The organism is Caulobacter sp. SRI_014 (genome assembly GCF_057586315.1).
The window spans coordinates 900974-914175 of record NZ_JBYCZQ010000001.1 but is presented as its reverse complement, the minus strand read 5'-3'; the positions used below and the strand labels follow the sequence as shown (position 1 = coordinate 914175).

The window sequence follows — 13202 nt, the reverse complement described above, 5'->3', positions numbered from 1 at the left end:
GGGGAAGGAACGGTCATGCCCGGAGGCGATACCCAGTCTTGAAGATCCACCAGATGGCCGCGAGACACACCGCCATGAAGCCCAGCGTCGCGGCGACGCTGATCCCGACCCCGACGTCCGACACGCCGTAGAAGCTCCAGCGGAAGCCGCTGACCAGGTAGACCACCGGGTTGAACAGGGTGATCTTCTGCCAGATCGGGGGGAGCATGCTGATCGAATAGAAGCTGCCCCCCAGGAAGGTCAGAGGGGTCACGACCAGCATGGGAATGATCTGCAGCTTCTCGAAGCCGTCGGCCCAGACGCCGATGACGAAGCCGAACAGGCTGAAGGTGAAGGCGGTCAGCACCAGGAAGGCGAACATGAAGACCGGGTGCTCGATCTCGTAGGGCACGAAGAACCGGGCCGTGATCAGGATGATCAGCCCCAGCAGGATCGACTTGCTGGCCGCCGCCCCGACATAGCCGCAGACCACCTCGAACCAGCTGATCGGGGCCGACAGCACCTCATAGATCGTGCCGCTCCACTTGGGCATGTAGATGCCGAAGCTGGCGTTGGAGATGCTCTCGGTCAGCAGGCTGAGCATCAACAGGCCCGGGATGATGTAGGCGCCGTAGGGCACCCCGTCGATCTGGCCCATGCGCCCGCCGATCGCCGAGCCGAAGACCACGAAATAGAGGCTGGTCGACAGAACCGGGCTGGCTATCGACTGCATCAGCGTCCGGAAGGTCCGGTGCATCTCGAAGAGATAGATCGAGCGGATGGCGTGGATGTTCATTGCGCCGTCTCCTTCTTGTCGCTGTGGACGAGGGAGACGAAGATTTCCTCGAGGCTCGACTGATGGGTCTTGAGGTCCTTGAAGTCGATGCCGAGTCCGCTCAGCCGCCGGATCAAGGCCGCGATGCCGGTTTCGTCGGCCTGGGCGTCGAAGGTGTAGATGATGTCCTGGCCGTCCTCGCTGAGCTCCAGCGGCTCGCCGGCCAGCTCGGCCGGCAGGGCCTTGAGCGGCGCCTGCAGATGCAGGGTCAGCTGCTTCTTGCCGAGCTTGCGCATCAGGGTGGTCTTGTCTTCGACCAGAACGATGCGGCCCTTGCTGATCACCCCGACCCGGTCGGCCATCTCCTCGGCCTCCTCGATGTAGTGGGTGGTGAGGATGATGGTCACGCCGGTCGCCCGCAGGCCCCGGACCATCTCCCACATGTCGCGGCGCAGCTCGACATCGACCCCGGCGGTCGGCTCGTCGAGGAACAGGATGCGCGGTTCGTGGCTCAGGGCCTTGGCGATCATCACCCGGCGCTTCATGCCGCCGCTGAGGGTCATGATCTTGTCGTTGCGCTTGTCCCACAGGGAGAGGTCGCGAAGGATCTTCTCGATGTAGGCCGGGTTCGGCGGCTTGCCGAACAGGCCGCGGCTGAACTTCACCGTGTCGATCACCGCCTCGAAGGCGTCGGTGCTGATCTCCTGCGGGACCAGGCCGATCTTGGTGCGGGCGGCGCGATAGTCTTTCGCGATGTCGTGGCCGTCGGCGACGATGGTCCCCTCGGTCGGCCGGGCGATGCCGCAGATCAGGCTGATCAGGGTGGTCTTGCCGGCCCCGTTCGGACCCAGCAGGGCGAACAGCTCGCCCGGCCGGATGTCGAGGTTCACATCGCTCAGCGCCTCATGCCCGGTGGCATAGCGCTTGGTCAGGCCCTTGATGGATATGATCGGTTGCAAACAGCTTCCCCGGCGCGGCGTCGGTCACAGGTAAGGAGCCGGGCGCGACTTGGCTAGCGGCGCGTCCAACTGATTGCCACTCTAGCCGATGGCGGTCCCAGGACTGGCAGCAGGATTCGCGCCTTCGTCGGAAGGACTCGGGTTGTCTGGGTGAACCCCGATAACTAAACTATCGTTTGAACGCGGCCCGACAGAGTGGCCGCACGCCTTTCAAAAGGTCCAGGGAGCGAGCCATGCGCGACTATCTGAAATTTTACATCGACGGCAAATGGGTGGACCCGGTTACGCCCAAGACCCTGGATGTCATCAACCCGGCCAACGAAGAGGTCGCCGGCCGGATTTCGATGGGCTCCGAAGCTGATGTCGACGCCGCGGTGAAGGCTGCGCAGAAGGCCTTCGAGACCTTCAGCCTGACGACCCGCGAAGAGCGCATCGAGCTGCTCGAGCGCATCATTGTCGAGTACCAGAAGCGCTACGAGGACATGGCCAAGGCCATCACCGAGGAAATGGGCGCCCCCAGCTGGCTGTCGCAACGCGCCCAGGCCGCCATGGGCATCGGCCACGTCCAGACGGCCGTGGAAGTGCTCAAGACCTACAAGTTCGAGGAAGACCGCGGCACCACCCGCCTAGTGAAGGAGCCGATCGGCGTCTGCGGTTTCATCACCCCCTGGAACTGGCCGGTCAACCAGATCGCCTGCAAGGTGGCCCCGGCCATCGCCACCGGCTGCACCATGGTGCTGAAGCCGTCGGAAGTGGCGCCGTTCAGCGGCTACATCTGGACCGAGATCCTGCATGCCGCCGGCGTTCCGGCTGGTGTCTACAACATGGTCAACGGTGACGGTCCGACCGTCGGCGCCGCCATCTCCAGCCATCCGGGCGTCGACATGGTCAGCTTCACCGGCTCGACCCGCGCCGGCATCGAGGTGGCCAAGAACGCCGCCCCGACCGTCAAGCGCGTGCACCAGGAACTGGGCGGCAAGTCGCCGAACATCATCCTTGAGGACGCTGACTTCGCGAAGGCCGTGGCCGGCGGCGTCGGCTCGGTGATGATGAACTCGGGCCAGAGCTGCAACGCCCCCACCCGCATGCTGGTCCCGGCCAAGAAGATGGACGAGGTCATCGCCATCGCCAAGGCCACCGCCGAAGCCCACACCGTCGGCGACCCCAACGGCAATTCCAAGATGGGCCCGGTCGTCTCCGAGGTGCAGTGGAAGAAGATCCAGACCCTGATCCAGAAGGGCATCGACGAAGGCGCGACCCTGGTGTCGGGCGGCGTCGGCCTGCCGGACGGCCTGGAGAAGGGCTACTATGTGAAGCCCACCGTCTTCGCCAACGTCACCAACGAGATGTCGATCGCCAAGGAAGAGATCTTCGGCCCGGTCGTGTCGATCCTCGGCTACGACACGGTCGATGAGGCGGTCCGCGTCGGCAACGACACCGAGTATGGCCTCGCCGCCTACATCAGCGGCACCGACCCGGAAGCGATCAAGGCCGTGGCCAGGAAGCTCCGCGCCGGCCAGGTCAACATCAACAGCGCCGCCCCCGACATGATGGCCCCCTTCGGCGGCTACAAGATGAGCGGCAACGGCCGCGAATGGGGCGACCACGCGTTTGGTGAGTTCCTCGAGACGAAGGCCGTGCTGGGCTACTCGGCGCCGCAAGCGGCGGAGTAGGGCTCAGGCCTTGAAGTGATTGAGGGCCGTCCGGAGCAATCCGGGCGGCCCTTTTCTTGTTCCTCCCCCATCGGGGGTGAGGCGTATACGCCGAACGACCATCGCGCAGCGATGGTGGAGGGGGTCACCGTCCTAGCCTGCGGGTACACCTGTTCGAAGGTGAACCGCCGATGGGGACCCCTCCACCACGCGCGTTCCCCCTCCCCCGATGGGGGAGGAACTAGAGCCTCGACTCCAGCCGCCCCACTTGCTGAATTGTGCGCAACACGCCCGCCAGAGGCATCCCGAGGAAACCCATGACGACCCTGACCAACGTCGCCGACATCCCGCGCATCCAGGCCGCCGAACGTCCGGACGCCGTCGCCCTCTGGTTCGAAGGCCGCGAGACCACCTTCGCCCTGCTCAACGAGATGTCGAACCGCTGCGCCCAGGCCCTGCTGGCCCAGGGGCTCAAACCCGGTGACCGGGTCGGCGTTCTGGCCAAGAACAACGACGACTTCTTCGCCCTCTGGCTGGGCTGCATCAAGGCGCGGGTCTGCCTGGCGCCGGTCAACTGGCGCCTGGCCCCGCCGGAGATCGGCTTCATCCTCAAGGACGCCGGAGCCAAGCTGCTGATCGTCGGCGAGGACTTCGGCGGCGTCGTCGACATGATCATCTCCGACATCCCCAGCGTGAAGGGGTTAGTGCAGTTCGAGCCCGGCCACCCCCGCTGGCCGGCCTTCCGCGACTGGATCGGCGGCCACTATCCGGACGACCCGAAGCTGACCGCCCGCGACGACGACGACGTCATCCAGCTCTACACCAGCGGCACCACCGGCCTGCCCAAGGGGGTGCAGCTGACCCAGGCCAACTTCCTGGCCCTGTTCGCCCTGGCGCTCGAGGCCGGCTGGGCCCGCTATGACGCCGGCAAGACCAATCTCGTCCTGATGCCGCTGTTCCACGTGGCCGGCACCAACTGTGGCCTGCTCGGCCTGCTGCAGGGGGTGCGCGAGATCATCCTGCGCGAGGTCAACCCGGCCGAGATCGTCCGCATCATCCCCGAGCAGAGCGTCGCCTACGCCTTCCTCGCCCCGACCATCATCAACATGGTGCTGCAGACTCCGGGCGTCGAAGAAGCCGACTTCTCGAAGCTGGAGCGCATCTTCTACGGCGCCTCGCCGATCTCCGAGGCGGTGCTGCGCCGGGCCCAGGCGGTGTTCGGCTGCGATTTCACCCAGCTCTACGGCCTGACCGAGACCATCGGGGGGGCTACCTACCTGCCGCCCGAGGACCATGCCGAACACCGCGACAAGCTGCGCAGCTGCGGCAAGCCCTGGCCCGGGTTTGAGGTGAGGGTGAAGAAGCCGGACGGATCCATCGGCGCCGCCCGGGACGTCGGCGAGGTCCAGATCCGCGCCAAGGGGGTGATGAAGGGCTACTGGAACCGCCCTGACGCCACGAAGGACGCGGTCTGTCCGCAGGGCTGGTTCAGCTCCGGCGACGCCGGTTATTTCGATGAGGAGGGCTACCTCTACATCTATGACCGGGTGAAGGACATGATCGTCTCCGGCGGCGAGAACGTCTATCCGGCCGAGGTCGAGAACGCCCTGTTCAGCCACCCGGCCGTCGCCGACGCCGCCGTCGTCGGGGTGCCGGACGAGCGCTGGGGCGAGGCGGTGAAGGGCATCGTCGTCTTCCGGCCCGGCCAGTCGGCCACCGAGGCAGAGCTGATCGCCCACTGCAAGGGCCTGATCGCCGGCTACAAATGCCCCAAGTCGGTCGACGTCATCGACATCCTGCCGCGCAATCCGTCGGGCAAGGTCCTGCGCCGCGAACTGCGCGCCCCCTTCTGGGAAGGCCGCGAGCGGATGGTGGGCTAGGCGGCCCCCTCTAGGCAGACTTAGGGGAAGCTGTGCTGGCCTGCGGAAAACAAGGAAACACCCATGCCTGACTTCCGCATCATCGAGACCAACGGCATCAAGCTGCGGGCCGCCGTCCAGGGGGCCGGTCCGCTGGTGGTCATGGTCCACGGCTTTCCGGAGAGCTGGTACAGCTGGCGCCATCAGATCGGCCCCATCGCCGACGCCGGCTTCACCGCCTGCGCCATCGACGTGCGCGGCTACGGCGGCTCGGACAAGCCCAGGGAGGTCGCCGACTATTCCCTGGAGAAAATCACCGCCGACGTCGCCGGCGTCATCGAGGCCCTCTCAGACGACGGCACGGGCGTCCTGATCGGTCACGACTGGGGCGCGCCCATCGTCTGGAACACGGCCTTGACCCGGCCCGACCGTGTTTCCGCCGTCGCCGGCCTGTCTGTGCCCTACACCGGCGTGCCGGCCGCCAACTTCCTCGACATCGTCAAGGCGGTGTTCACCGACAAGGGCCGCTTTTTCTACCAGGTCTATTTCCAGGACGTCGGCGTCGCTGAGGCCGAGCTGGAGGCCGATCCCGCCGCCACCATCCGCCAGTTCTACTACGCCATCAGCGGCGACGCGCCCGACGGGACCTGGCCCGTCGACAAGGTCCACGGCGACAGCCTGCTGCATCGCCTGCCCGACCCCAAGCCCTTCCCGGCCTGGCTGACCGACGAGGACATCGCCTACTACGCCGCCGAATTCGCCCAGTCCGGCTTCTTCGGACCGCTGAGCCGCTACCGCAACCACGGCCGCGACTTCGAATGGCTTCAGGGCTTCAAGGACCGCAGGATCGAGCAGCCCAGCCTGTTCATCGGCGGCTCCCGCGACCTGGTGCTGAAGATGATCCCGGGCGTGAACCCGGTGGATATCATGAAGCCGCACCTGCCCGGCCTGCGCGGCGCCCATGTGCTGGAGGGCTGCGGCCACTGGACCCAGCAGGAGCAGCCTGAAGCGGTGACTAAGCTGTTGGTCGACTGGCTGAAGGGCCTCTGATCCGCCCTTGATTTTTACAATTGTACACGCACTATGGGCCGGCAACGGAGTGCGCGGCTATGGACGGCGTGTCGAAACGGACCCTGGCGGTCCTGCTCAGCCTGGCGGCGACCTTCGGCGTCATCGCCGCCATCGGCCTCCTGACCCCGCGCCAGGTCCAGGCCGGGGCGACCATGACCGCCTTCGGGTCCGACGCTGCCCTGACCCGCTTCTTCGCCGAGCGGCGCAAGGCCGAAGAGGCCCTCTACGCCGACGAGAAATACGACTCGCTGACCCTGTCGCAGACCACCTCCGCTTCGGGAAGCGACGTCGCCACCGAGGCGGCGGCCGCCCCCGCGGCCGACGCTGCCGCCGCGCCTGTGCTTGAAAGTCCCCCTGCCCCCGGCAAGGCGATCTCCGCCCGGCAGGCCGGCGACAAGATCACCAACACCCAGGAAGCCGACATCGACGAGGGCGGGATCGTCAAGGCCAAGGGCGATCTGTTGATCATCCTGCGCCGGGGGCGGCTGTTCACCGTTTCGACGGCCGGCGGCGGCATGCGCCCGGTTGGCCGTATCGACGCCTTCCCGCCGGGCGCGACAGGCGACGCCTGGTATGACGAGATGCTGGTGGCCGGGGACCGGGTGGCCGTGGTCGGCTACAGCTACGCGCGCGGCGGGACCGAGATCAACCGCTTCCGCCTGTCGCCCGAAGGACAGCTCAGCTTCATCGACTCCCACGCCCTGCGCTCGAGCGACTACTATTCGAGCCGCAACTACGCCTCGCGCCTCGTCGGCGACAAGCTGATCTTCTACACGGCCTCGCCGGTCGGCTTCCGGGGCGATGTGCTGGCCGACCTGCCGGCCCTGCGTAGATGGACTCCAGGGGGGACCCCGGATGACAAGCAGGCCGAGTTCCGCCGCATCACCTCCGCCCGCCGGGTCTATGCTCCGCCACAGATGCGGGCCAGCGTCGAGGCGGCGAGCACGATCCACAGCGTCACGACCTGCGACCTGGCCGCCGAGGCTTTCGACTGCCAGGCCACGGCGATGCTCGGGCCGCCGGCCCGGACCTTCTACGTCGCCAGGGGCGGGGTCTATCTGTGGGTCCACGACGAGACCTGGTCGCGGCGCAAGGCGACGCCCGACATGCTCTACCGCCTGCCGCTCGACGGCGGCCCGCCCTCGGCCATCCAGGTCAAGGGGGCGCCCGTCGATCAGTTCTCGTTCCGCGAGGACCCGGACGGCGGGCGGCTGCATGTCCTGGTCGCCAGCGATGGCGAAGGCGACGCCATGTGGAGCGCCGAGCGGGAGAGGTCCCGGTCGGTCGCCCTTCTGACGCTGCTGCTGGACCGGTTCGACGACGGCCATGCAGTGGCCCCGGTGACAAACTACCGATCGCTGCCAGCGCCCGGCTTCGGCGCCGGCTGGGCGCTGCATAACCGCTTCGTCGGCGATCATCTGCTCTATGGCCTCGGCGCCGACTGGGACGAGCGCGACGACGGCAAGGGCCTGCTGCTGGCCGCGCCGCTCGACGGCGGACCGGTGGCCAGGGTCAACCTGCCCCACGGCGTCGACCGCATCGAGGTCATGGGCCCCGACGCCGTTGTCGTCGGCAGCGGCGCCGACGCCGTCTGGTTTTCGACCATATTGCTGCGCGGCGGCGTCCAGGCCGGCGACCGCTATCGCCTCGGCGGCGCCTCGGAGGCCGAGAGCCGCAGCCACGGCTTCTTCTACCGCGCCGACAATGACGAGGGCACGGAGGGCGTGCTCGGCCTGCCCATCGCCCAGGCGGCCCGGCCCGCCTTCCACCAGCTGTTCGAGACCTCGGCCGCCATGCTGTTCCTGCGCCGGGCCGAGATGCGGTTCCAGCCGCTGGGCCAGTTGGCGGCCCGCGACACCGGCATCGCCGACGACGGCTGCCAGGCGTCTTGCGTCGACTGGTACGGCAATGCCCGGCCTATCTTCCTGCGCGGCCGGGTGTTCGCCCTCCTGGGCTATGAGTTGGTCGAGGGCGATGTCAGCGGCCCGGCGATCCGCGAGGTTCGGCGGGTCAGTTTCGCGCCGCCCCCTGGTCCGTCGCGCCCCTGGTAGAAGAGCCCCCTACGGCTCTGAACGGCCGTTTGACTCCCCTTGCGGCAAGCATAGTCTTTCGGCGGACAACGATAACAAGCACCCGAGGAAACCGCCCATGACCCCCGCCGATGGCGTGGCGGCTCCGGCCGTTCTGTCTGACGTTCCGTTCGCGGACCTGCCCATGAAGGGGCCGGACGTGTCGGTCGAGCGCCGGGCCGACGGCTCGATCCTCATCCGCTCGAACCACACCCCGGGCGAAGGTCCCCGCTCCATTGCCCACCTCCTCAAGGAGAAGGCGGAGAAGCATCCCGACCGTCCGTGGATGAAGCAGCGCGAGCCCGGCCATGGCCCCTGGCGGACGCTGACCTACGGCGAGGCCCTGCGCAAAGCCGAGGGCATCGCCCAGTGGCTGCTCGACGCCGGCCTCACCGCCGAGGACTCGGTGATGGTGCTGTCTTCCAACAGCCTCGAGCACGCCCTGATCAAGGTCGGCTGCTACACCGCCGGCGTGCCGGTCTCGCCGATCAGTCCGGCCTACAGCCTGATCTCCAGCGACCACGCCAAGCTCAAGCATTGCGTCAGCGTCGTGAAGCCCAAGGTCATCTTCGCCCAGTCCGGCGAGATGTACGCCCGCGCCTTCGAGACGCTCAAAGGCCTCGGCCTGACCTTCGTCACCGCTGACGGCACGGGGGAGGGCGCCGTGCCGCTCTCGACCCTGACCGACACGAAAGTCGGTCCCGCTGTCGAGGCCGCCCGCGAGACCCTGACCCACGACACCGTCGCCAAATACCTCTTCACCTCAGGCTCCACCGGCATGCCAAAGGCGGCGCCGCAGACCTTCGGCATGATGGCCGGGGTCATCGCCGGCCAGGACGGCCTGCGGTCCGAGGAGCCCGATCCGGATCAGGTGTCCGAGAGCCTCGAATGGATGCCCTGGAGCCATATCAGCGCCGGCAATATCAGCTTCAACGGCGTCCTCTGGGCCGGCGGCACGGTCTATCTCGATGAGGGCAAACCGCTGCCCGGCATGTTCGAGACGACGATTCTGAACCTCTATGAGGTCTCGCCGGTCGTGTTCGGCTCCGCCCCCATCGCCTTCGGCATGCTGGCCGACGCCATGGAAAAGGACCCAGTGCTCCGCAAGTCGTTCTTCAAGAACATGCGCTACATGGGCTATGGCGGAGCCACGCTCAGCAACGACGTCAATGAGCGGCTGCAGGCCCTGGCCATCGCCGAGACCGGCAAGCGCATGCCGCTGACCACCATGTACGGCGCCACCGAGACGCAAGGCATCACCGTCACCCACTGGGCCACCGAACAGGTCGGGCTGGTCGGGCTGCCGCTGCCCGGCATCACGCTGAAGCTGGTGCCGAACGGCACGAAGCTGGAGGTGCGGGTCAAGGGTCCGACGGTGACCCGTGGATACGTCGGCGACGCCGAGAAGACCGCCGCCGCCTTCGATGAGGAAGGTTTCTACAAGCTGGGCGACGCCGCCAAATTCATCGACGACAACGATCCGGCCAAGGGCCTGATGTTCGACGGACGGGTGACCGAGGACTTCAAGCTCGACAGCGGCACCTGGGTCTCGGTCGGCACCCTGCGGCCCGAGATCGTCGGGGCCTGCAGCCCGTGGATCCTCGACGCGGTGATCGCCGGCCAGGACAAGCCGTTCATCGGCGCTCTTGTGTGGCCGTCGATGGCCGGGATGCAGACGCTGATGGCCGACGAAGGCCCCGGCACGCCGATCGAGAAGCTGACCGCCATCCTCACCGACAAGCTGGCCGCCTTCAACGCCACCGCCGGTGGGCTTTCCCGCCGGGTGGGCCGCTTCATCATCATGACCGAGCCGCCGTCCATCGACGCCGGCGAGATCACCGACAAGGGCTATGTGAACCAGCGCGCGACGCTGGAGCGCCGCGCCGACCTCGTCAAAGCCCTGTATGGCGACGGCTCCGCGCCGGGCGTCGTCTCCCTCTAAGGAAAAGCCATGAGCCTCGATCCCCACTTCCGCGCCATGCTCGACGCCGCCGCGGCCATCGAGATGCCGCCGCTGGCCACCCTGCCGCCCGAGATGATCCGCATGGGCTATGTCGCCCAGCGGGCCGGTCTCGACGCCGGGGCGCCCAAGGACCTCACGGTCAGCGACATCCAGGTCGCCGGCGGCGACGGCCCGCTGAAGGCCCGGCTATATGTCCCCAAGGACGCCCCGGCGACGACCGGCGGCCTCGTCTACTTCCACGGGGGCGGGTTCGTGATCGGGGATCTGGAGACCCACGACGACTTCATGCGCCGGCTGTGCGCCGCCTCGGGCGTGCGGGTGATCGCCGTCGACTACCGCCTGGCCCCGGAGCATCCCTTCCCGGCCGCCCACGACGACGCCCTGGCCGCCACGCGCTGGGTCATCGACAACGCCGCCAGCCTGGGCATCGACCCGGCCCGCGTCGCCGTCGGCGGCTGCAGCGCCGGAGGCAACCTGGCCGCCTGCATGGCGCTGGAATTCCGCGACGATCCTGCGCGCAAGCTGGCCTTCCAGCTGCTGCTGTACCCGGCCACGGCCATGGAGCAGGACACCCAGTCCCGCAAGGATCTGGCCACCGGCTATGTCCTGACCGCGGAGGTGATGACCTGGTTCGCCGGCCACTTTGCCGCCATCGGCCATCCCGACGCCCGCCGCGCCGAACCGGCCCATGTCTCCGACCTGTCGGGCCTGCCGCCCGCCCTGACCGTCACCGCCGGCTTCGATCCGCTGAAGGACGAGGGCAAGCTCTACGCCGAACGCATGGCGGCGGCCGGGGTGAAGTCCGAGCACATCGAGTACCCGAGCTTCGTCCATGACTTCTACATCATGGCCAGCGTCTCCCCGCCCGTCGTGGACGCCATCAACGATACGGCGGCGAAGCTGAAGGCGGCGCTGGCCTGACCCATCGAAGATGACAGGAGATTCACAAATCCCCTCTTGACGGCAATGCACTCTATAATGCAAAGTACATTGCATAAGGCGGGTTGGTCCCGCCACGGGAGCGAACCAATGACCTTCAAGACCCTGATGACCGTCGGCGCCCTGAGCGTCTCTCTCTTTGCCGGTTCGGCCTTCGCGGCCGACGTCGCCGTCACCCTGACCGGGGTCAAGGCCGAGGGCGGCACGATGCTGGTGTCCCTGCAGAACAAGGACCAGTTCATGAAGCCCATGGGCGCTGCCGGCGCCATGGGCCCGGCCACGGCAGGCGCCATGACCCTGACCGTCGAGGACGTCCCTCCCGGCGAGTACGCCGTCATGGTCATGCACGACGCCGACAGCAACTGGAACCTGACCATGAAGGACGGCAAGCCGGCCGAGGGGCTGGGCCATTCGGGCGCCGCCGGCGCCAGGACCTTCGAGGCCATGAAGATCACCGTGCCGGACGCCGGGACCTCGATCACCGTCCCCCTCGACTATCCGCAGTAGGCGTCAGGAGCGCAGGGGCATGAAACGGGCAGTGTGGACGGCGATGGCCGTCGTGGCGGGACTGGCGCTTGTCGGCCCGGCCACCGCCAAGGGCGAGGAAACCCTGCGCTTCACCGGCGCGATGTGGTGGACGCCGGACGGCTTTGTCGGCGGCGACCACTATGTGCGCGGCGGCGTCTTCGTGAAGCCGACGGCGAAAGCCCGGGCGGTCGAGCTGAACGGCGCCTACGTCGTCCCGGCCTTCGGCGAGGCCCACAACCACAACATCGATGCGCCCCAGATGGCGAGGATGGTCAGCGACCAGTACCTGGCCAACGGCGTCTTCTATGTGAAGAACCCCAACAGCCGCGCCGCCTACACGGCCGAGACCCGCGCCCTGATGAACCGCCAGGACACGGTCGACGCCAGGTTCTCCATGGGCGGACTGACAGCGGAGGGCGGGCACCCGATCCGGCTCTACGGCTTCCTGTCGCGCTTCACCGGCAAGGAACAGCCCGGCGAGGCCTTCGAGGGCGACGCCTTCCACACGGTCCGCACCGCCGCCGACATCGAGCCGGCGCTGGCTAGGCTCCAGGCGCAGGGCTCGGAGTTCATCAAGACCTACCTGCTGCACTCGGAGGCCTACGAGGCGCGCAAGGCCGACAAGGCCCACTACGGCCTGCGCGGCCTCGATCCGAAGCTCTATCCGCTGATCGTCAAGGCAGCCCACCGGCGCGGCCTGAAGGTCAGCGTCCATATCGAGACCGCCGCCGACTTCCGTCTGGCCGTGGCCAGCGGCGTCGACGAGATCAACCACCTGCCCGGCTACATGTGGGAGGCCGGCGAGAGCGGCGACGCCTACCGCCTGACCGCCACCGACGCCCGCGAGGCGGCCCGGCGCGGCGTGGTGGTGGTGACCACCACCGTCGTGACCAACGGCCTCAATATGCCCCGCGCCCGCAAGGCCCAGGTCAAGGCCGTGCAGGTCGCCAACCTGCGTCTGTTGAAGGCGGCCGGGGTCAAGCTGGCCATCGGCTCGGACAACTACATGCAAACCTCGCGGTCGGAGATCGAGAACCTCGACGCCATGAAGGTGTTCGACGCCCCGACCCTGCTGCGGCTGTGGATCGAGACGCCGAAGGTCTCGATCTTCCCGGGCCGGCGCCTGTCGTGCCTGAATGTCGGCTGCGAGGCCGATTTCCTGGCCCTGGCCGCCGATCCCAATCAGGACCTGGCCGCCACCAAGGCCATCACCGCCGCCTGGAAGGACGGCCGGCCTCTTTCCCTGGCGCCGATCAAGAGTTCGGTGATGCCGGGCAGCCCGACCGGCGGCGGCCACCTGGACTGAAGTTCCTCCCCCATCGGGGGAGGGGGACCGCGGCCGCAGGCCGTGGTGGAGGGGGTCCCCACCGGCCGTTCAGCGGCGCCAGGGGTACCCGCCAACGTATGC

General features: G+C 67.7%; 10 protein-coding genes. 8 read left to right on the top strand and 2 right to left on the bottom strand.

Annotated features, from left to right (window positions below; all coding sequences use genetic code 11):
* Positions 1-13: 13 nt before the first annotated feature.
* Positions 14-775 carry an ABC transporter permease gene (locus AC2YG9_RS04735; RefSeq protein ID WP_487296768.1) on the bottom strand — a complete coding sequence of 254 codons (762 nt, stop codon included), beginning with the start codon at positions 773-775 and terminating at the stop codon, positions 14-16.
* Complete coding sequence (locus tag AC2YG9_RS04730; RefSeq protein ID WP_487296767.1) at positions 772-1713, bottom strand: ABC transporter ATP-binding protein; 942 nt, start codon at positions 1711-1713, stop codon at positions 772-774. The genes AC2YG9_RS04735 and AC2YG9_RS04730 overlap by 4 nt, the downstream gene beginning before the upstream one ends.
* A 233-nt stretch (positions 1714-1946) precedes the next feature.
* Between AC2YG9_RS04730 and AC2YG9_RS04725 the strand changes: the two genes are divergently transcribed.
* The 8 genes from AC2YG9_RS04725 to AC2YG9_RS04690 all read left to right on the top strand — a co-directional run bounded on the left by AC2YG9_RS04725 (position 1947) and on the right by AC2YG9_RS04690 (position 13100).
* A complete protein-coding gene (locus AC2YG9_RS04725; protein ID WP_487296766.1) occupies positions 1947-3386 on the top strand; it encodes an aldehyde dehydrogenase family protein in 1440 nt (479 codons plus the stop codon).
* Between the two features lie 296 nt (positions 3387-3682).
* The gene (locus tag AC2YG9_RS04720; RefSeq protein WP_487296765.1) at positions 3683-5245 is read left to right on the top strand and encodes a long-chain-fatty-acid--CoA ligase; all 1563 of its coding nucleotides are present in this window, start codon (positions 3683-3685) and stop codon (positions 5243-5245) included.
* Between the two features lie 63 nt (positions 5246-5308).
* On the top strand, positions 5309-6274 hold the full coding sequence (locus tag AC2YG9_RS04715) for an alpha/beta fold hydrolase (RefSeq protein ID WP_487296764.1): 966 nt from the start codon (positions 5309-5311) through the stop codon (positions 6272-6274).
* A 59-nt stretch (positions 6275-6333) separates the two neighbouring features.
* Positions 6334-8346, top strand: a complete 2013-nt coding sequence (locus AC2YG9_RS04710) for a beta-propeller domain-containing protein (protein WP_487296763.1) — start codon at positions 6334-6336, stop codon at positions 8344-8346.
* Between the two features lie 97 nt (positions 8347-8443).
* Positions 8444-10306 (top strand): AMP-binding protein, encoded by a 1863-nt coding sequence (locus tag AC2YG9_RS04705; protein WP_487296762.1) that lies wholly within the window; start codon positions 8444-8446, stop codon positions 10304-10306.
* Positions 10307-10315: 9 nt separating this feature from the next.
* Positions 10316-11248, top strand: coding sequence for an alpha/beta hydrolase (locus AC2YG9_RS04700; protein WP_487296761.1), 933 nt, complete (start codon positions 10316-10318; stop codon positions 11246-11248).
* Between the two features lie 108 nt (positions 11249-11356).
* Positions 11357-11773 carry a DUF2141 domain-containing protein gene (locus AC2YG9_RS04695; RefSeq protein ID WP_487296760.1) on the top strand — a complete coding sequence of 139 codons (417 nt, stop codon included), beginning with the start codon at positions 11357-11359 and terminating at the stop codon, positions 11771-11773.
* 19 nt (positions 11774-11792) lie between these two features.
* The gene (locus tag AC2YG9_RS04690) at positions 11793-13100 is read left to right on the top strand and encodes an amidohydrolase family protein (RefSeq protein WP_487296759.1); all 1308 of its coding nucleotides are present in this window, start codon (positions 11793-11795) and stop codon (positions 13098-13100) included.
* The last annotated feature ends 102 nt before the right edge of the window (positions 13101-13202 follow it).

Coding starts and splice junctions, on each gene's coding strand:
- AC2YG9_RS04735 (WP_487296768.1), bottom strand. CDS start 775: ATGAACATCCACGCCATCCGCTCGATCTATCTCTTCGAGATGCACCGG.
- AC2YG9_RS04725 (WP_487296766.1), top strand. CDS start 1,947: ATGCGCGACTATCTGAAATTTTACATCGACGGCAAATGGGTGGACCCG.
- AC2YG9_RS04720 (WP_487296765.1), top strand. CDS start 3,683: ATGACGACCCTGACCAACGTCGCCGACATCCCGCGCATCCAGGCCGCC.
- AC2YG9_RS04715 (WP_487296764.1), top strand. CDS start 5,309: ATGCCTGACTTCCGCATCATCGAGACCAACGGCATCAAGCTGCGGGCC.
- AC2YG9_RS04710 (WP_487296763.1), top strand. CDS start 6,334: ATGGACGGCGTGTCGAAACGGACCCTGGCGGTCCTGCTCAGCCTGGCG.
- AC2YG9_RS04705 (WP_487296762.1), top strand. CDS start 8,444: ATGACCCCCGCCGATGGCGTGGCGGCTCCGGCCGTTCTGTCTGACGTT.
- AC2YG9_RS04700 (WP_487296761.1), top strand. CDS start 10,316: ATGAGCCTCGATCCCCACTTCCGCGCCATGCTCGACGCCGCCGCGGCC.
- AC2YG9_RS04695 (WP_487296760.1), top strand. CDS start 11,357: ATGACCTTCAAGACCCTGATGACCGTCGGCGCCCTGAGCGTCTCTCTC.
- AC2YG9_RS04690 (WP_487296759.1), top strand. CDS start 11,793: ATGAAACGGGCAGTGTGGACGGCGATGGCCGTCGTGGCGGGACTGGCG.